This window comes from Streptomyces sp. DSM 120436 (assembly GCF_055778765.1).
On sequence record NZ_JBSKBS010000002.1, the window covers coordinates 1,951,269 to 1,967,585 of the forward strand.

The window sequence follows — 16,317 nt, forward strand, 5'->3', positions numbered from 1 at the left end:
GGTCCGTCTGATCACCCGATCGGGCGGCGCCCCGGCGTCGAGCCGGGCGCCGCCCGATCGCGTTGCCACGCTCTGCCCCTGCGCCCCGGCCCAGCGGCCTGGCCTCCGGCGCGCACGCGCTGGCCGAGATCGGCGAACACGGCAGCCGCGTCGCCCGGATCCCCACCCTCATGGCCACCGTCGTCGGCGGCCTCGCCGGCTACGCGGTCATCGCCTGGTTCATGAAGTTCGCCTCCACCCGCGGCTTCCCGCCCTTCGCCCTCCACCACGCCGCCCTGCTGGTCCTGATCCGGCTCGGCCGGCTCGACCCGCCCGCCGGAAGCACCGTCGGCGGCTGACACCCGCCGACACGCTCGCTCCACGGAGGCGTGAAACCGCCGACGCCCCTCTCGACGAGGCCGGCATCCCCGCCCCCGGCTTCCTCGCCCCGCTCGACGGCTTCTCCGAGATCGTCTGCGGCCTGCTGCTCCTGGTCGGCGCCGGCGCCCGCTCCCTCGACGCCCGCCTCACCCGCCGAGCCGCCGAACCGGCCGAGGCGGCGGTACGCGGAGGATCAGGGTGCGTCGTCGCCCAAGACCTCGCGGGCCAGCTCCGCCAGCGCCCTGCGGTCCTCCGCCAGGGCCTTCTTCCCGGCCTCGGTCGCCTTGTAGACACGCCGGGTACGGCCGTCGACGACGCGCTGCTCCGAGGTCAGCAGGCCGTCCGCCTCCAGCCGGTGCAGCGTCGGATACAGCGTGCCGGGGCTGATCCGGTAGCCGTGCGAGGCCAGCTCCTCGGTCATCCACGCGCCGTGGACCTCCTCCTCGGCCGCGTGATGCAGGATGTGCAGCCGCACCGCACCCCGCTGGAACTCCCGCACCTCTACCCCGCCTCCCCGCCCGTGAGGGCAGTGACGAAACCGATATCGGCTACCGAGTCTACGACGGGGCCCGCCGTTCACTCCGGCTCTGTGCGCGTGCCCGCTGTGGTCGGCGAGCCGGACGCGGGGCACGCCGTGCCCACGGCTGCCACCTGCGTGCTGCTGCTGTGTCTCGCCCGCATCACCCACATGCCCGCCGGCCTGCTGCGCCTCGGCTGGGTGACGGCAGCGTCCGACTGACGTGCCGTCCCCAGCACGGCGACGTTCAGCACGTCGCCGGCGGCCGTACCCTGGTCGTCGGCGGCGGCTCCGGCACGGGGCTGCCGCGCGGCGGTGGGGCCCGCCGTACCCGAACCGCGGCACCAGCTGCCGCCAACGGTCCCTACTTGCGCTCACGCGCGCCCTGAGAATGGGGCGCCTGGCGAGTAGGAGACGTGTACCTGATGAAGCCGCCGCATTTCCCGGCCGTGGGTGAGCCCACCGACCCGGACGCCGACCTCCCTGTACCCGTTCAGCGCCCCGGACCGTGGCGGACGCAGTTTTCCGTGGTGGCCGCAGTGGCGCTGGGCGGAGCGATCGGCGCCTCGGCCCGCCATGGCGCGTCGCTGCTGTGGCCCGCGGACGGCGGCGGCTTCCCGTGGACCACGCTGGCAGTGAACACGGCCGGCTGCGCGGTGATCGGCGTGTTCATGGTCGTCATCAGCGATGTGTGGACCGCGCACCGGCTGGTGCGGCCCTTCTTCGGCACCGGAGTGCTGGGCGGGTTCACGACGTTCTCGGCCTACGCGGTCGACGTCCAGCAGCTGGTCGACGCCGGCCGGGCGGGCACGGGGCTGGCCCATCTGGGACTGACGCCGCTGGTGGCGCTGACGGCGGCAGGGAGCGCGATGTGGGCGACGCGCCGAATCGTGGCGTGGAGGCAAGCATGACCAGGCTGACCGGTCGCGCGCTGCGCGTGACGATCTTCACCGGTGAGAACGACGTCCGGCGCCACAGGCCGCTGTACACCGAGATCGCGCACCGGGCCCACAAGGCGGAGCTCGCCGGGGCGTCGGTGTTCCGCGGCACCGAGGGCTCCGGCGCCTCCTCCCCGATCCACGCCAGCCGCCTGCTGTCGCCGAGCGAGGACCTGCCCGTCGCCCTCGTCGTCGACGCCGAGACCCGCGTCCGCGCGTTCCTCCCGCAGCTCGACGAGCTGGTCACCGAGAGCCTGGTGATCCTCGACGACCGCGAGGTCATCCGCTACGTCGGCCGGAGCGAGGAGCGCGCGCAGTGACCTGGCTGCTGGTCATCGCCGGCGCCGCCGTCGGCGCACCCCTGCGGTACCTGACCGACCTGGCGGTGCGGAAGCGGCACGACACCGTCTTCCCCTGGGGCACCTTCACCGTGAACGTGGCCGGCTGCCTGGTCCTGGGCCTGCTCACCGGAGCGGTCATCTACGGCGCCGCCCCCGACTCGGTGCGGCTGCTGGTCGGCACCGGGTTCTGCGGGGCACTGACCACCTACTCGACCTTCTCCTACGAGACGATGCGGCTCGCGGAGACGGGGGCGAAGTCCTTCGCCGCCGCCAACGTCATCGCCAGCGTCGTCGCCGGGCCCGGCGCGGCGTTCCTCGGCGTCGCGCTCGCGCAGGCACTGTGGACCTGATCCCGGGCACCCGCAACGGCCCTCCCCCTGTCGCACCGTCGGGCGTACACGTCTCGACGTTCCTGTCGCGCCCCCTGGACGCCCGCCTCACCGGCGCCCGGCCCGCCCCCGCGGCCAGGGCGGCGGTGCGCGACTGATCAGGGCACGCAGGGGGCGACCACGGAGGCACAGGGCAACGCATCCGGGTCACCAGGAGGTCGCCATGGCAGCCGGACCCTTCCCCGCTCCGCCGACAGCGTGCGCCCACGCGCTGCTGCGGACAGCCACGCTGCGGCCAAAGCCCGCGGCGCTCACGGTCCACGGCGCCCGTCGCGCCGTCCAGCGCACGCTGCACCACGCCGGTCTCGACACGGTCGCCGTGATCGAGACGCGACGACGCCCGCGTCCACGCACCGGCCCGAGACCCGGCCCGCCGCCACCCGGCGAAGCACCGCCCCGCTCTCGTCGAGGACGGCGAAGCCCCTCGTCGACGCCCGCCCGGTAGAAGACCGCCGGCGTCAGCACCGCGCGCTCCACCACCGGCGGCACGACCATCGCGGTCAACGTCCCGCGCACCACGTCCCGCTCCGTCTCCGTCCGAGGTCGTCGGGCGACGGCCGACGTCGTCAGCGGCTTGCCCACGGCGGCGAGCACGGACGGCTCGACGCGGTAGCAGCCCCAGGCGCCGCGCCGCTCGGAAGCCGGCGGCCCGGCCTCCCTCAGCTTCCTCAGGCGGGGAGACGGCGGGCCGGGAGGCGCCGGCGTCGGAGATGTCGCACCCGCACGCCTCCCCGCCCTCGTGCGAGGCCACGGCGGAGAACAGCCGAAGGCGAACCGGGTCGCCGAGCGCTCGGCCCCGGAGCCGAACGGCAGAGTGGGCACCCCCTCTGACCTGGGCCGGAGGGGGTGCGACAGGACGAGCCGGGCTGTACGCCGGGTTCTGTTCCGGCGGGCCCTCGCGGTCCCGCCGGCGACGGCCATCCATCTAGGACCGGTGTCGCCACCGGCCTCGTGCGGTCCACCCGCGGACTCGGGCGGGCAGCCCTCGGTCGTCCGCGCAGAAGCACCGGGGTGCTTCCTTTTGACCTTGCTCCGGGTGGGGTTTACCTAGCCGCCTGAGTCACCCCAGGCGCTGGTGGTCTCTTACACCACCGTTTCACCCTTACCCGGTGCCGAAGCGCCGGGCGGTCTGTTCTCTGTGGCACTGTCCCGCGGGTCACCCCGGGTGGCCGTTAGCCACCACCCTGCCCTGTGGAGCCCGGACGTTCCTCGGAAAGCCCCCTAGGGGGACTCCACGCGGCCGTCCGCCCGGCTCGTCTGCCGTGCCGACCATGGTACCCGCCGGGCGGCGGGCTTCCGCTCCCGCACGTTGGCCAGCACCGATCCGGTGAGGATCAGGACGAAGGCGGCCAGCACCGTCCCGGTCAGGGCCTCGTCCAGGAACAGCGCGCCGGCCGCCACCGCGATCGCCGGGTTGACGTACGTGATCACCGAGGCGCGGATCGGGCCGGCCTCCTTGATCAGCTCCAGGAAGGCGACGAACGCCACGGCCGTGCAGACGACGCCGACGATCGGCACGCCCGCGATCAGCAGCCCGGCCGTGGAGCTGGACAGGTGGCGTTCGGCGTCGGTCAGCGTGTACCAGGGGCCGACGATCTCGATGACCGCGAACGCCAGCATCGGCTTCCAGTGCGTCCGCACGTTCCGGACGAGGCCGCTCTGGCGCAGGGCGAAGGGGAGCAGCAGCGCGCCCACGGCGCAGCGCGCGAACACCACCCCGGACGGGGACACCTCCTCCACCGCCACCTTGATCATCAGATAGGGAATGCCCCCGACCACTCCCATCAGGGAGAACAGGAACCAGCCGCGTGCGGTCATGCGGGGAGTGTCCGCCGGGTCAGCGTCCGGGGTCTTGAACGCTGTTGCGGTACGCCGCCGGGGTCACCCCGAGCACGCGCCCCCTCCTTCGGTCGCTCGCCAGACCGGACCATCGGGTGATCACCTGTCCGGGGGATCGGGAACCGTTCCCTCGATCGTGGCACAGGAGCACGCCCCCCGTCGGACGCCACGGCGTTCGCTTGACCCTGCCGCGACGTCAACGTCTCTACTGGGGGCATGCGGATCGGAGAACTCGCCGCGACCGTCGGGGTCACCACCCGGGCGGTGCGGCACTACCACCATCTGGAGCTGCTGCCGGAGCCCGAGCGGCTCGGCAACGGGTACCGGGACTACACCCTGCGGCACGCCGTCGTGCTCGCGCGGATCCGGCGGCTGACCGAGCTGGGGCTCGGGCTCGCCGAGGTGCGGGACGTGCTCGCGGACGACGCGGGCAAGGACCTCGCCGAGGTGCTGGCGGAGCTGGACGAGGACCTGGCGCGGCAGGAGGAGGCGGTCCGGGAGCGGCGGGCGCGGCTGCGGACGCTGCGGGAGTCGGAGGGCGCTGCGGCCGCCGAGGGCCCGGTCTCGCCGGAACTGGCCGCGCTCTTCCGGGACACCGCCCACCTGACCGACTCCCCCATGGCCGCGAAGGACCGCGAGATCCTCGCGCTGATCGAGACCTCCGCCCCGCCGGAGGAACGGGAGCGGCTGATGGGGACGGTGAGCGGCGTGGTCGGGACGCCGGGCGGGACGGAGCGGACCGTGACCGTGTACCGCCTGCTCGACGAGCTCGCCGGCGCCGGTCCGGACGACCCGCGCGTCGAGGAGGCCGCCCGCGCGCTCGCGGAGTGCGTGCCCGCCGAGCTGCTGCCCGAGGACGTCGTCCTCGACGAGAGCGACGGCTTCCTGGCCGCCCTCTACGCGGACTTCGCCCCCGCCCAGGCGGAGGCCTTCCGCCGGGCGCTGCGGATCGTCGCGCAGGGACGGACGTGAGCGGAGGGACGGTGCGCGGGAGTTCCGCACGGGCGGGCGGTCAGGGGAGGGGCGCCGTGACGGGAGCGACGGTGCGGGCGGTACGGACGCTGGTGCGGCACGAGGCGCGGCTGATGGTGAGCCTCGCGCTGTGGCTGGCGCGGCGTACGCACGGCACCCGCGGGGGCACGGCCTTCGGGTACGCGCGCGGGGAGGCGGCCATGATGTCCGGGCTCGCGTTCGTGTGCGTGGTGGAGACGGTCGTGATGTCCGTGCTGCTGAGCGACTGGCCGGTGCTGCACGCGGTGGTGCTCCTCCTGGACGTGTACACCGTCGTCCTCGTCGTCGCCCTGTACGCCGCCTCCGTCGTCCGCCCGCACGTCCTCGGGCCCGACGGTCTGCGGGTCCGCCGCGCCGTCCACGTCGACCTGCGCCTGCCGCGGGAGCGGATCGCGTCCGTCCGGCGCGAGCTGCGGATGACGCACACGCCGGCGGAGGGCGAGCTGAACCTCCCGGTCGGCTCGCGGACGACCGTGACGGTGGAGCTCACCGAGCCGGTCACGCACCGGTCCTTCTTCGGCCGGACCCGGGACGTGCGCGTGGTCCGCCTCCACGCCGACGACGCGGACGGTCTGGTACGGGCGCTCACCGCCGCCGGACCGGGGCCGGCCGGCCACGCCGTACCCTGACAGGCGAGCTCGACCGAAGGAGTACGTGTGCTTGTCCTGCTGCCGCCGTCCGAAGGCAAGGCCGCTTCCGGCCGCGGTGCCCCGCTGCGGACGGAGTCCCTGTCGCTGCCGGGACTGAACGCCGCGCGGGAGGAGGTCCTCGCCGAGCTGGTCGACCTCTGCTCCGGCGACGAGGACAAGGCACGCGACGTGCTCGGGCTGAGCGAGGGCCTGCGGGGCGAGGTCGCGAAGAACCGCGAGCTGCGCACCGCCGGCGCCCGCCCGGCCGGGGAGATCTACACCGGGGTGCTGTACGACGCCCTGGACCTGGCCTCCCTCGACGCGGCGGCGAAGCGGCGGGCGGCGCGGTCGCTGCTGGTGTTCTCCGGGCTGTGGGGCGCGGTCCGCGTGACCGACCGGATCCCCTCCTACCGTTGCTCGATGGGGGTCAGGCTGCCCGGCCTGGGCGCGCTGGGCGCGTACTGGCGGGCGCCGATGGCCCAGGCGCTGCCCGAGGCCGCGGGGTCGGGGCTGGTCCTCGACCTGCGCTCGGCCGCGTACGCCACGGCGTGGAAGCCGAAGGGCGAGGTGGCCGGGCGTACGGCGACGGTCCGCGTGCTGCACGCGCCGACCCGCAAGGTGGTCAGCCACTTCAACAAGGCGACCAAGGGCCGGATCGTCCGGAGCCTGCTGACGGCCGGGGCCGCGCCGGAGGGCCCGGCGGAGCTGGTGGAGGCGCTGCGGGACCTCGGGTACGCGGTGGAGGCCGCCGCGCCGGCCCGTGCGGGGCGGGCGTGGGCGCTGGACGTGCTGGTGGACGAGGTGCACTGAGCCCCTCCGGGGGCGCTGTTGCATCATGCGCAACGATCTTTGCGCAGGGTGCGTGCCGACGGCAGGATGAGCGCCATGAACGCTCCCCTGCCGTCGTCCGGCGTGCCCGGCACGGGCGCCGCCCCCTCCTTCTCGGTGCTCGGGCCGGCTCCCGTGGTGCCCGTGGCCGTGGTCGAGGACGCCGCCGACGCCGTGCCGCTGGCGCGGGCGCTGGTGGCGGGCGGACTCCCCGCGATCGAGGTGACGCTGCGGACCCCGGCCGCGCCGGACGCGATCCGGGCGATCGCCGCCGAGGTGCCGGGGGCCGTGGTCGGGGCCGGGACGGTGCTCACGCCGGAGCAGGCGAGGGGCGCGGTGGCGGCCGGGGCGCGGTTCCTGGTGAGCCCGGGGTGCACGGACACGCTGCTGGCGGCCCTGCGGGCGTCAGGGGTGCCGTTCCTGCCGGGGGTGTCCACGGCGTCGGAGGTGATGGCGCTGCTGGAGCGCGGGGTGCGGGAGATGAAGTTCTTCCCTGCGCGGGCGGCGGGCGGCACGGCGTACCTGAAGTCCCTGTCGGGACCGCTGCCGCAGGCGCGCTTCTGCCCCACCGGGGGCATCGGGCCGGACACCGCCCCGGAGTACCTGGCCCTCCCCAACGTGGGCTGCGTCGGCGGGAGCTGGATGCTGCCGGAGGACGCGGTGGCCGCCCGCGACTGGGACCGGGTGGAGCGGCTGGCGCGGGAGGCGGCGGCGCTGTAGGGAGACGGGCGGGACCCGCCGGGTCTACCGCAGGTGGGACGTGTCGTTGAACAGGCGGACGCTGGCGTTGCCGTCGGCGTAGTACGCCACGGCGGACAGTGAGGCGGCGGACAGCTCCATGCGGAACAGCGCCTCGGGCGGGGCGCCCAGGGCGAGCCGGATCAGGGTCTTGACCGGGGTCACGTGGGTGACCAGCAGGACCGTGCGGCCCCGGTACTCGGCGAGCAGCTTGTCGCGTGCCTCCGCGACGCGGGCGGCCGTGGCCGCGAAGCTCTCGCCGCCGCCGGTGGGTTCGGCGTCCGGGGACGCCAGCCAGGCGTTCAGGTCCTCGGGGTACCGCTCGCGCACCTCGCCGAAGGTGAGGCCCTCCCAGGCCCCGAAGTCGGTCTCCCGCAGCCCTTCCTCCACGGCCACGTCCAGACCGAGCCGGGCGGCGACGATCCCTGCCGTCTCGCGGGTGCGGGCGAGGGGCGAGGCCACGACCGCCTGCACGGTGCCGCGCCGGGCGAGCGCGGCCGCGACCCTCCTGGCCTGCTCGCGCCCGACGTCCGAGAGGGAGGGGTCACTGCCCCCGCTGCCCGAGAACCGCTTCTGCGGGGTGAGCGGCGTCTCGCCGTGCCGCAGCAGCACGAAGGTCGCCGGCGCCCCCATGTCGGCGGGCGCCCACCCGGAGGAGGGGGTGGCGACGGCCTGCACGGCGCGACGGTCGGCGTCGGCGGTCGCGGAGCCGCTTCCCGCCGCGTCGGAGGCGCCGGCATCCCGTTCCGCGGAGGCGCCCTCGCCGCCACGCCACCGATCCGTGCCCGCCGAACCCGAACCACCGGCCCCGGCACCGCTCGCCCCTGCGGGACGCCGCCTCGGCCCCGGCTGGCCCGGCTCCGCGGCGCTCCCCGTCCCCGACGCCACGGCGCTCCCCGTCCCCGACGCCATCGCCGCGCGCACCCGTGCCGCTCCCGCCGTCGCGTCACCGGGCGGGCCCTCGGGGGCCGGCACGGCCGGGGGCGTGTCCAGGCCGGCGCGGCCGGCCGCGGGCGACCGGGGCTCGCCCCGCTCGCCCGCGTCCATCGCCTCGTTGGCCAGGCGGTCCGCGTGGGTGTTGCGGGCGCGGGGGATCCACTCGTAGGTGACCCGGTCCGGCGGGAAGACCGTCGCGGCCTCCGCCGCGAGCGGTTTCATCGCCGGGTGCTTGACCTTCCAGCGGCCCGTCATCTGCTCGACGACGAGTTTGGAGTCCATCCGGACGTGGACCCGTGCCTCCGGGTCCAGCTCACGCGCGGCGCGCAGGCCGGCCAGCAGGCCCCGGTACTCGGCGACGTTGTTCGTGGCGACGCCGATGTACTCGGCCGCCTCCGCCAGGGTCTCCCCCGTGGCCGCGTCGCTCACCACGGCCCCGTAACCGGCCGGTCCCGGGTTGCCCCGCGACCCGCCGTCCGCCTCGACGACGAACTCCCGCATCGGATTCGGTCCCCTGTGAGCCCCGCTGCTCCCCTACAGTCCCGACTCCGCCGTGCGGACCAGGATGCGGCGGCAGTTCTCGCAGCGCACCACGGTGTCCGGGGCGGCGGCGCGGATCTCGTTCAGCTCGGTGATGGCCAGCTCCTGACGGCACCCCTGGCAGGTGCGCGCGTACAGCTTGGCCGCGCCGATGCCGCCCTGCTGCTCGCGCAGCTTGTCGTACAGGCTGAGCAGGGCGGTCGGCACGGACGCGGCGACGACCTCGCGCTCCTTCGTCACGGAGGCGGTCTCTCCGTCGATCTGCTCCAGCGCCGCGTCCCGGCGGGCGGTCGCGTCGTCGATCTTGCCCTGGACGGAGCCGACCCGCTCGGTGAGTTCGGCGACCCGCTCCTGGGCGGACTCGCGGCGCTCCATGACCTCGAGGACGACGTCCTCCAGGTCGCCCTGGCGCTTGGCGAGGGAGACGAGTTCGCGCTGGAGGTTCTCCAGGTCCTTGGGCGAGGAGACGGCTCCGGAGTCGAGACGCTTCTGGTCGCGGACGGCGCGCTGGCGCACCTGGTCGACGTCCTGCTCGGCCTTGGTCTGCTCGCGCGCGCAGTCGCTCTCCTCGGTCTGCGCGGCGACGAGCAGGTCGCGCAGCTGGGCGAGGTCCCGGTTCAGCGACTCGATCTCGGCGTGCTCCGGGAGCGACTTCCGCTTGTGCGCGAGCTGCTGGAGGCGGACGTCGAGGTCCTGGACGTCGAGGAGACGGATCTGGTCGGCGGGCTCGGCGTTCAGTTGGGGGCTCCAGATGTGTCGGAATCCAGAGGGGCGCGCGCGGCGCTCCCCGGAAGGGTGGCGGTGGGTGACGGGTGGGCACCGGACGACGCCGCGTGGGCGGTCCAGGGGTCGGTGACCGTGCGCGAGACGTGGACCCGAAGGTTCCAGCCGTGCCGGTCGGAGATCTCGTCGAGCTGGGCGGCGGCCAGCTCGCACCAGGGCCACTCGGTGGCCCAGTGCGCCGCGTCGAGCAGCGCGAGAGGACGGTGGGCGCGGTCCGCCATGAACTCGGACGCCGGGTGGTGGCGCAGGTCCGCGGTGAGGAAGGCGTCGACGCCGGCCGCCCGGACGTGGTCGAAGAGGCTGTCGCCGGAGCCGCCGCTGACGGCGACCGTCCGTACCGGCGCGTCCGGGTCGCCGGCGACGCGGACGCCCTGCGCGGTGGCGGGCAGCCGTTCGGCGGCGCGGGCGGCGAACTCGCGCACGGTGAGCGGCGGGTCGAGCTCGCAGACGCGGCCCAGACCCCGTCGCCCCTCGGGGTCGGACGGGTCCGGCACCAGGGGCCGTACGACCCTGAGGCCGAGCGCGCCGGCGAGGGCGTCGGAGACTCCCGGGTCGGCGGTGTCGGCGTTGGTGTGGGCGACGTGCAGCGCGATGTCGTTCTTGATGAGCGTGTGCACCACGCGGCCCTTGAAGGTGGAGGCCGCGACGGTGGTCGTGCCGCGCAGGTAGAGCGGGTGGTGGGTGACCAGCAGGTCGGCGCCGAGCCTCACCGCCTCGTCGACGGTCTCCTGGACCGGGTCGACGGCGAACAGGACGCGCGTGACCTCCTGGTCCGGCTCCCCCACGACGGTGCCGACCGCGTCCCAGGACTCGGCCCGCCCGGCGGGCCACAGGTTCTCCAGCGCGGCGATGACTTCTGACAGACGGGGCACGCGGCCAAGGCTACCTGGCCCTTTCGTACGGCAGTACCGGATCCGGCCCCGCCCGGTCCCGCACCGCGCCCGTGGTGCGCCACGGCACGGCACCCGGCGACCACCCGGCGCGCACCCGTGGAGCACACGACCCGCGCTTCCTCGGCAGAATCGTTCCTGGAGCACCCGTACGTGTGAAGCGCGCCCCTCCGGTCCGCCGCCTCCGTCCGCGGAAATTACCGTTCGTCACCGGAGGTGACCGAGAGATGACGGTCTGCGCCATCGAACCTGCGGCGGCACACGAGAACGGAGCGGGACGGGCGGGCTGCGCCATCACCGCGGACGGCTGTTACGCCGCCCGTCTGGCCCTCGCCGGCGGCTCCCTGTTCCCGGAGCGCTGGACCCTGGACGGCCCCGAGCCGTACGCGGTGCCGCTGCCCGGCAACCAGCCGGAGGAGCCCGGCACCGAGGTACAGCCCCTGAGCGACGGCCGCGTCCTCATCCACCGGCTGGTGGACGGGCGGCACGCCTTCTCCCTGCTGTACCCGACCGGGCCCGGCACCGGCGAGCTGCCGCTCGGCACGGTCGCGTGCCCGGACGGGCGGACCCGGCTGCGGCTGCTGCCCCCGGCCCCGGACGGCCGCCGGGCGTACGCCCTCGCCGCCGGCCGGGACGCGGCGGCGGTGTGGCTGGTGGCGGGCGGCGCGTCCGGGCCCGAGCGGGTCGCGGAGATCCCCGGCCGCTGCTCGGGCGGGGTGTGGCTGGACCGCGAGGGCCGGATACTGGCCCTGGACCGGGAGGCGGGCGGACGCACCAAGTCGGTCGTGGTCGACCTCGGACGCGGCGGCGAGGTGTCCCCGCTGCTGCAGATCACCCCCGGCAGCGACGACCGGGTCCTGCTCGCCGACCCGGACAGCGGTCTGCTGCTGATCCGCTCGGACGCGCCCTCCCCGGGGGAGGAGCGGCTCGGCTGGGGGGTGCTGGGCAGCACCCTGCCCGTGCGGTTCCCCGGGTGCCTGCGGCTGGCGGGCCGCACGGTCACTCCGTTCGCCGTGCAGCCGGGGCAGGTGCTGAGCCCGGAGGGCTGCGCGGTGGCGCTGCGCGTCGAGGGGGCGGGCGGCGCCGGCTGGATCGGGCTGTGGCGTCCCGCCGAACGGCGCGTGCACCACGTCCCCGCCCCGGCGGGCTGGCTGACCGGCACGGGACTGTGGACGGCGTCCGGGACGCTGCGACTCCCCTGCTCCACCGGGGCGGCGCCCTGCGGTGTGGCCACGCTGACGATGCCGGGGGAGCGGCGGCGGCCGGAGGGCGACCCGCCCCGGGGCGTCGCCGCGGACGCGGAGCCCTCACCTCCGCGCCAGGAGCCGTTCACCGGCCAACTGCCGACCGGAACAACGGAGATGACCGTCCATCACCTCCACTCCCTGGCCGACGTGCCCCGTCCCGTCCCGCTCCAGCAGGCACCCCTCGGGCGGCTTGTAACGAACTAGCGGCGGTTGGCGTGGCCGCCTGGATCCGGGGTGCGGTGGGCCGGTTAGACTCGCCCGGCTGTAGGAAAGATCATGTTTACGGGGTGAATTCCTTCCGATGAGCGACGTCATCACGCACGAGCCGCAGACCGTCGAGCACGAGCAGGTCGCCGCGGGTCACGGCAGGCACCGGGGGCCGGTCTCCACGCAGGACACCGAGACGTCCCCGCGCGGCCGGCACCGCAAGCCGACCCAGGAGAACGAGCGCGTGGAGTCGGCCGCCTGACACCGGGCCGGCGGACTCGCCCTCCGCGGGCGGCACGGAAGAGCGGCCCCGGTCGTCGGACGACGACCGGGGCCGCTCCCGCGTCCGGGGAACCTCTACGTCCACCCGGCGTCCACCACGCGTCCGTACGGCGCCGGGGACGTCATGGCGCGGCGGGTGGCGCCCGGCCTGATGACCGCGGCGGCGCGCGGCGCCGGGCCCGGTCCGCTCACCGCCCGCTCACCGCCCGCTCCCCGCCCGCGCACCCGCGACGTACTGCGGGAGTCCGCGGGCGGGGCGACCGCCGCCGGCCTCGCCGCCCGCCCGCGCCCGTCCGGGTCCGCGGTCCGCACACCACCACGGTCCGCACCGCCGGTCCGCGGCCATCGGCAGGACGGGCACGCGTCACCGCACGGGCCGGGCACGAGGCCCGCGACCGGCTGTGACACCGGGGCCGGACCCCGCCCTCGGGACGGTTCAGCCCGGCTGCCTCGCCGGGGCGCGCGGCAGCCACACCCACATCAGGACGGCGCCCACCGCCAGGACGGCGGTCCCGGTGGTGAAGACGAGGGCGTAGCCCTCGGTGAGGGCCTCCGGGGTGTCGCGGCCGTCCGTGCGGGCCGCCGCGAGGGTGGCCATGACGGCGAGGCCGAGGGAACCGCCCATCGTCCGGGAGGTGTTGACCAGGCCGGAGACCACCCCGGCCTCCTCGGGCGCCGCGCCGGAGGTCGCGAGGGAGGCCAGCGGGGTGCCGGCGAGGCCCGCGCCCAGCATCATCAGGACGCCGGGGAACATGACCGCGGTGAGGTAGTCGCCGTCCGCCGTCATCGTGGACTGCCAGGCGAAGCCGGCCAGCGCGACGAGCGTGCCGAGCACGGCCACGGCGCGCGGTCCCGTCGCCCGCATCAGGCGCGGGGCGACCTTGGAGCCGATGATCACGGCGAGGGAGCTGGGCACCAGGGCCAGTCCGGCCTCCAGCGGGGTGTAGCCGAGGACGTTCTGCGCGTAGAGGGTCATGAAGAACCACATGCAGAACATCGCGGAGCCGCTGAGGAACATGGCGACGTTGGCGGAGGCCACCGACCGCAGCTTCAACAGGCCGAGCGGCATCAGCGGGGACCTGGCGCGGGCCTCGACGAGCACGAACAGCGCGACGAGGACGAGCCCCGCGCACAGCGGCACCACGGTGGACACCGCCGTCCAGCCGACGGCCTCGGTCTGGGAGACCCCGTACGCCAGGGTGGCGAGGCCCGCCGTGACGAGCACCGCGCCGGGCAGGTCGAGGCGGCGGCCGTGCCCGGCGCGGCTCTCGGTGATCCAGCGGGCGGTGGCGGCCAGCACGACCGCTCCGACGGGCACGTTGATCAGCAGCACCCAGCGCCAGGACAGCGCCTCGACGAGCACCCCGCCGACGAAGCTGCCCGCCGCGCCGCCGCCCGCGCCGACGGCGGTCCAGGTGGCGATGGCGCGGGCGCGGGCCGCGCCCTCCGGCACCGCCGAGGTGACGAGGGTGAGCGTGGAGGGCGCCAGGACGGCCGCCCCGAGCCCCTGCACGGCCCGCGCCACCAGCAGCTGCCAGCCCTCCTGGGCGAGCCCGCCGGCCAGTGAGGCCAGGGTGAACAGTCCGAGCCCGACGAGGAACATGCGCTTGCGTCCCCACAGGTCGCCGGCCCGGCCGCCGAGCAGCATGAAGCCCGCGAAGGCGATGGAGTACGCGTTGACCACCCACTGCAGGCCCTGCTCGTCCAGCGCGAGGCCGGTGCGCAGGGAGGGCAGCGCCACGTTGACCACGGAGATGTCGAGGACGACGAGGAACTGGCCGGCGCAGGCGAGCGCCACCACCAGCCACACGGGAGGTGCGGAGCGGGCGGGGGCGCGGGTGGTGTCGGGGGCTTCGAGCATGAGGGTCATGTTCTCAACCGCCGCGCGCGACCCGCATCGGCATTTCGTCGGACACCCGTCTCCTCCCCCGGACCGAGCGCGGTCGCCTCTTCACGATGCCGCCCGGTGGACGGCCCCCCTCCGCACAAGCCGGGCCCGCGCGACCGGGCAGCGCCCCGACGCGGGGGCGTGCGCCGGCCGGACGGCGTCTCGGCGTCACCCCCCCCTCGCCGTCCCCGCCAGGCCCTGCGGCAGCATGGCCCCGTGGAAACTTCTGTGACCCCCGAAGAGGCGTCCCCCGTGGTGAAGGCGCCGGGGCCCGCGATCCTGGCCGCGTTCGAGGCGGCGAAGGGGTTCATGCCGCTGGACGAGGGCCTGGCCCTGTACGCGGCGGCGGCCGAGGCCGGCCGGCTGGGGCTGCCCCTGCTGGAGATCGGCACCTACTGCGGCCGTTCCACGATCCTGCTCGCGGACGCGGCCCGCGCGGCCGGCGTCACCGCCCTCACCGTGGACCACCACCGCGGCAGCGAGGAGCAGCAGCCGGGCTGGGAGTACCACGACCCGGGGACCGTCGACCCCGAGCTGGGCGTGATGGACACCCTGCCCTCCTTCCGGCGGACCCTGTACCGGGCGGGTCTGGAGGAGCACGTGGTGGCGCTGGTGGGGCGCTCCCCGCAGATCGCCGCCCTGTGGGCGCGCCCCCTCGGCCTGGTGTTCGTCGACGGCGGCCACACCGACGAGCACGCGAGCGCCGACTACGAGGGGTGGGCCCCGCACGTCGCCGAGGGCGGACTGCTCGTCATCCACGACGTCTTCCCCGACCCGGTGGACGAGTTCACCGGGCAGGCCCCGTACCGGGTGCACCAGCGGGCCCTGGCGTCCGGGGAGTTCACGGAGGTCTCCGCCACGGGTTCGCTGCGCGTCCTGCGCCGTACGGGTGCGGCCGCCGCGCACCGTTAGGGTGGCTGGGTGTCGTACACCGGTCCCGACTTCGATCCGCCCCCGCGGCGGCGGTCCCGCCGCGGTCCGCTGACCGTGGCCCTCGCCGCGCTCGTCTGCGGCGGGCTGCTCGGCTGGGGCGTCTACGCGGCCACCGGCGGCACGGACGACGACGGGGCGGGCGCGGGAGCCGAGGGCTCCCCGTCGGCCGCGTCCCGTACGCCGTCGCCCACCGCCTCCTCCCCCGCCGCCGCCTCGCCGTCCGCCGGGGACGAGGGCTCCCCCGTCTCGCGGGCGCCCTCCGCGTCGGCGCCCGCCGCGGCCGGCCCGCTCAAGGGCAAGGTGGTCGTCATCGACCCGGGGCACAACCCGGCGAACTTCGAGCACACGGCCGAGATCAACCGCCAGGTGGACGTCGGCACCCACCGCAAGGAGTGCGACACCACCGGCACGTCGACCGACGACGGGTACACGGAGGCGGAGTTCACCCTGGACGTCGCCCACCGGATGCGGGCCGTCCTGGAGAAGCAGGGCGCGACGGTGAGGCTCACGCAGGACGGCGACCGGCCGTTCGGGCCGTGCGTGGACGAGCGGGCCCGGATCGGCAACGCGGCGAAGGCCGACGCCGTCGTCTCGATCCACGCCGACGGCTCCGGCGCCGGCAACCGCGGCTTCCACGTGATCCTGCCGGGCGAGGTGAACGCCGGTGAGGCGGACACCCGCGCCATCGTGGAACCCTCGCGCGAACTCGGGGAACGCGTCGCGGGCGCCTTCGTGCGCGTCACCGGCACCGCGCCGTCCAACTACATCGGCGGCGGCACCGGACTCGTCACGCGGAAGGACCTGGGCGGTCTCAATCTGTCAACGGTTCCGAAGGTGTTCGTCGAGTGCGGGAACATGCGCGACAGCAAGGACGCGGCGCTGCTGACCAGTGGCGCGTGGCGGCAGAAGGCGGCGCGAGGGATCTCCGAGGGAATCGTGAGCTTCCTGCGCGGGTAGGGATCGGCGCGCTGGTCCGGGCGGACAGCCCGGTCCCGCGGACGATAGTGTCCTCCGTACGATC

General features: G+C 75.2%; 18 protein-coding genes, 1 other RNA gene and 2 pseudogenes. 13 read left to right on the forward strand and 8 right to left on the reverse strand.

The features are described from left to right. Positions 1-62 precede the first annotated feature (62 nt). Complete coding sequence (locus ACWH4W_RS30910) at positions 63-338, forward strand: hypothetical protein (protein WP_473079103.1); 276 nt, start codon at positions 63-65, stop codon at positions 336-338. Between the two features lie 215 nt (positions 339-553). On the opposite strand, the gene ACWH4W_RS30915 is transcribed toward ACWH4W_RS30910, so the two are convergent. After that, entirely contained in the window at positions 554-859 is a 306-nt protein-coding gene (locus tag ACWH4W_RS30915) for an Rv3488 family transcriptional regulator (protein WP_473079104.1), read from the reverse strand. Between the two features lie 90 nt (positions 860-949). On the opposite strand from ACWH4W_RS30915, the gene ACWH4W_RS30920 reads away from it, so the two are divergent. The 4 genes from ACWH4W_RS30920 to crcB all read left to right on the forward strand — a co-directional run bounded on the left by ACWH4W_RS30920 (position 950) and on the right by crcB (position 2,506). Further along, positions 950-1,099, forward strand: a complete 150-nt coding sequence (locus ACWH4W_RS30920; RefSeq protein WP_473079105.1) for a hypothetical protein — start codon at positions 950-952, stop codon at positions 1,097-1,099. A gap of 203 nt (positions 1,100-1,302) precedes the next feature. Further along, the gene (locus tag ACWH4W_RS30925; RefSeq protein WP_473079296.1) at positions 1,303-1,788 is read left to right on the forward strand and encodes a fluoride efflux transporter FluC; all 486 of its coding nucleotides are present in this window, start codon (positions 1,303-1,305) and stop codon (positions 1,786-1,788) included. After that, a complete protein-coding gene (locus ACWH4W_RS30930) occupies positions 1,785-2,135 on the forward strand; it encodes a DUF190 domain-containing protein (RefSeq protein WP_473079106.1) in 351 nt (116 codons plus the stop codon). The genes ACWH4W_RS30925 and ACWH4W_RS30930 overlap by 4 nt, the downstream gene beginning before the upstream one ends. Further along, the gene (gene crcB / locus ACWH4W_RS30935; protein WP_473079107.1) at positions 2,132-2,506 is read left to right on the forward strand and encodes a fluoride efflux transporter CrcB; all 375 of its coding nucleotides are present in this window, start codon (positions 2,132-2,134) and stop codon (positions 2,504-2,506) included. Before ACWH4W_RS30930 ends, crcB begins: the two co-directional genes overlap by 4 nt. A 588-nt stretch (positions 2,507-3,094) precedes the next feature. Here crcB and ACWH4W_RS30940 read toward each other — a convergent pair. The 3 genes and pseudogenes from ACWH4W_RS30940 to ACWH4W_RS30950 form a co-directional block, all read right to left on the reverse strand. Next, positions 3,095-3,401: pseudogene (locus ACWH4W_RS30940) on the reverse strand (ArsR/SmtB family transcription factor); the annotation flags it as partial. Further along, positions 3,399-3,801, reverse strand: an RNA gene (rnpB, locus tag ACWH4W_RS30945) — RNase P RNA component class A. The gene rnpB and the pseudogene ACWH4W_RS30940, both read right to left, overlap by 3 nt. A 112-nt stretch (positions 3,802-3,913) precedes the next feature. Further along, a pseudogene (locus tag ACWH4W_RS30950) lies at positions 3,914-4,363 on the reverse strand (EamA family transporter); the annotation flags it as partial. Between the two features lie 237 nt (positions 4,364-4,600). Between ACWH4W_RS30950 and ACWH4W_RS30955 the strand changes: the two are divergent. The 4 genes from ACWH4W_RS30955 (at position 4,601) to eda (ending at position 7,572) form a co-directional block, all read left to right on the forward strand. After that, positions 4,601-5,356, forward strand: a complete 756-nt coding sequence (locus tag ACWH4W_RS30955) for a MerR family transcriptional regulator (RefSeq protein WP_473079108.1) — start codon at positions 4,601-4,603, stop codon at positions 5,354-5,356. Between the two features lie 113 nt (positions 5,357-5,469). After that, complete coding sequence (locus ACWH4W_RS30960; RefSeq protein ID WP_473079297.1) at positions 5,470-6,024, forward strand: hypothetical protein; 555 nt, start codon at positions 5,470-5,472, stop codon at positions 6,022-6,024. Between the two features lie 27 nt (positions 6,025-6,051). After that, the gene (gene yaaA / locus ACWH4W_RS30965) at positions 6,052-6,834 is read left to right on the forward strand and encodes a peroxide stress protein YaaA (protein WP_473079109.1); all 783 of its coding nucleotides are present in this window, start codon (positions 6,052-6,054) and stop codon (positions 6,832-6,834) included. Between the two features lie 75 nt (positions 6,835-6,909). Then, a complete protein-coding gene (gene eda, locus ACWH4W_RS30970; RefSeq protein ID WP_473079110.1) occupies positions 6,910-7,572 on the forward strand; it encodes a bifunctional 4-hydroxy-2-oxoglutarate aldolase/2-dehydro-3-deoxy-phosphogluconate aldolase in 663 nt (220 codons plus the stop codon). Positions 7,573-7,596: 24 nt separating this feature from the next. Here the strand turns inward: eda and ACWH4W_RS30975 are convergent, their stop codons facing one another. From ACWH4W_RS30975 to ACWH4W_RS30985, 3 genes are read right to left on the reverse strand one after another with little or no spacing between them, the layout of a single operon-like run. Further along, positions 7,597-9,027: a bifunctional RNase H/acid phosphatase gene (locus tag ACWH4W_RS30975; RefSeq protein ID WP_473079111.1), complete on the reverse strand. Its 1,431-nt coding sequence runs from the start codon at positions 9,025-9,027 to the stop codon at positions 7,597-7,599. Between the two features lie 33 nt (positions 9,028-9,060). Next, complete coding sequence (locus ACWH4W_RS30980) at positions 9,061-9,804, reverse strand: zinc ribbon domain-containing protein (protein ID WP_473079298.1); 744 nt, start codon at positions 9,802-9,804, stop codon at positions 9,061-9,063. Beyond that, positions 9,801-10,721: a Nif3-like dinuclear metal center hexameric protein gene (locus tag ACWH4W_RS30985; RefSeq protein ID WP_473079112.1), complete on the reverse strand. Its 921-nt coding sequence runs from the start codon at positions 10,719-10,721 to the stop codon at positions 9,801-9,803. The genes ACWH4W_RS30980 and ACWH4W_RS30985 overlap by 4 nt, the downstream gene beginning before the upstream one ends. 245 nt (positions 10,722-10,966) lie before the next feature. Between ACWH4W_RS30985 and ACWH4W_RS30990 the strand changes: the two genes are divergently transcribed. Further along, positions 10,967-12,190: a hypothetical protein gene (locus ACWH4W_RS30990; RefSeq protein ID WP_473079113.1), complete on the forward strand. Its 1,224-nt coding sequence runs from the start codon at positions 10,967-10,969 to the stop codon at positions 12,188-12,190. A 97-nt stretch (positions 12,191-12,287) separates the two neighbouring features. Next, complete coding sequence (locus tag ACWH4W_RS30995; protein ID WP_473079114.1) at positions 12,288-12,455, forward strand: hypothetical protein; 168 nt, start codon at positions 12,288-12,290, stop codon at positions 12,453-12,455. 456 nt (positions 12,456-12,911) lie between these two features. On the opposite strand, the gene ACWH4W_RS31000 is transcribed toward ACWH4W_RS30995, so the two are convergent. Then, positions 12,912-14,345 (reverse strand): MFS transporter, encoded by a 1,434-nt coding sequence (locus tag ACWH4W_RS31000; RefSeq protein WP_473079115.1) that lies wholly within the window; start codon positions 14,343-14,345, stop codon positions 12,912-12,914. A 327-nt stretch (positions 14,346-14,672) separates the two neighbouring features. On the opposite strand from ACWH4W_RS31000, the gene ACWH4W_RS31005 reads away from it, so the two are divergent. Then, the gene (locus tag ACWH4W_RS31005) at positions 14,673-15,275 is read left to right on the forward strand and encodes a class I SAM-dependent methyltransferase (protein ID WP_473079299.1); all 603 of its coding nucleotides are present in this window, start codon (positions 14,673-14,675) and stop codon (positions 15,273-15,275) included. 9 nt (positions 15,276-15,284) lie between these two features. Continuing rightward, positions 15,285-16,253, forward strand: coding sequence for an N-acetylmuramoyl-L-alanine amidase (locus ACWH4W_RS31010; protein WP_473079116.1), 969 nt, complete (start codon positions 15,285-15,287; stop codon positions 16,251-16,253). Positions 16,254-16,317: the final 64 nt, after the last annotated feature.

Coding starts and splice junctions, on each gene's coding strand:
- ACWH4W_RS30925 (WP_473079296.1), top strand. CDS start 1,303: ATGAAGCCGCCGCATTTCCCGGCCGTGGGTGAGCCCACCGACCCGGAC.
- ACWH4W_RS30930 (WP_473079106.1), top strand. CDS start 1,785: ATGACCAGGCTGACCGGTCGCGCGCTGCGCGTGACGATCTTCACCGGT.
- ACWH4W_RS30955 (WP_473079108.1), top strand. CDS start 4,601: ATGCGGATCGGAGAACTCGCCGCGACCGTCGGGGTCACCACCCGGGCG.
- ACWH4W_RS30960 (WP_473079297.1), top strand. CDS start 5,470: ATGGTGAGCCTCGCGCTGTGGCTGGCGCGGCGTACGCACGGCACCCGC.
- eda (WP_473079110.1), top strand. CDS start 6,910: ATGAACGCTCCCCTGCCGTCGTCCGGCGTGCCCGGCACGGGCGCCGCC.
- ACWH4W_RS30975 (WP_473079111.1), bottom strand. CDS start 9,027: ATGCGGGAGTTCGTCGTCGAGGCGGACGGCGGGTCGCGGGGCAACCCG.
- ACWH4W_RS30990 (WP_473079113.1), top strand. CDS start 10,967: ATGACGGTCTGCGCCATCGAACCTGCGGCGGCACACGAGAACGGAGCG.
- ACWH4W_RS30995 (WP_473079114.1), top strand. CDS start 12,288: ATGAGCGACGTCATCACGCACGAGCCGCAGACCGTCGAGCACGAGCAG.
- ACWH4W_RS31000 (WP_473079115.1), bottom strand. CDS start 14,345: ATGACCCTCATGCTCGAAGCCCCCGACACCACCCGCGCCCCCGCCCGC.
- ACWH4W_RS31005 (WP_473079299.1), top strand. CDS start 14,673: ATGCCGCTGGACGAGGGCCTGGCCCTGTACGCGGCGGCGGCCGAGGCC.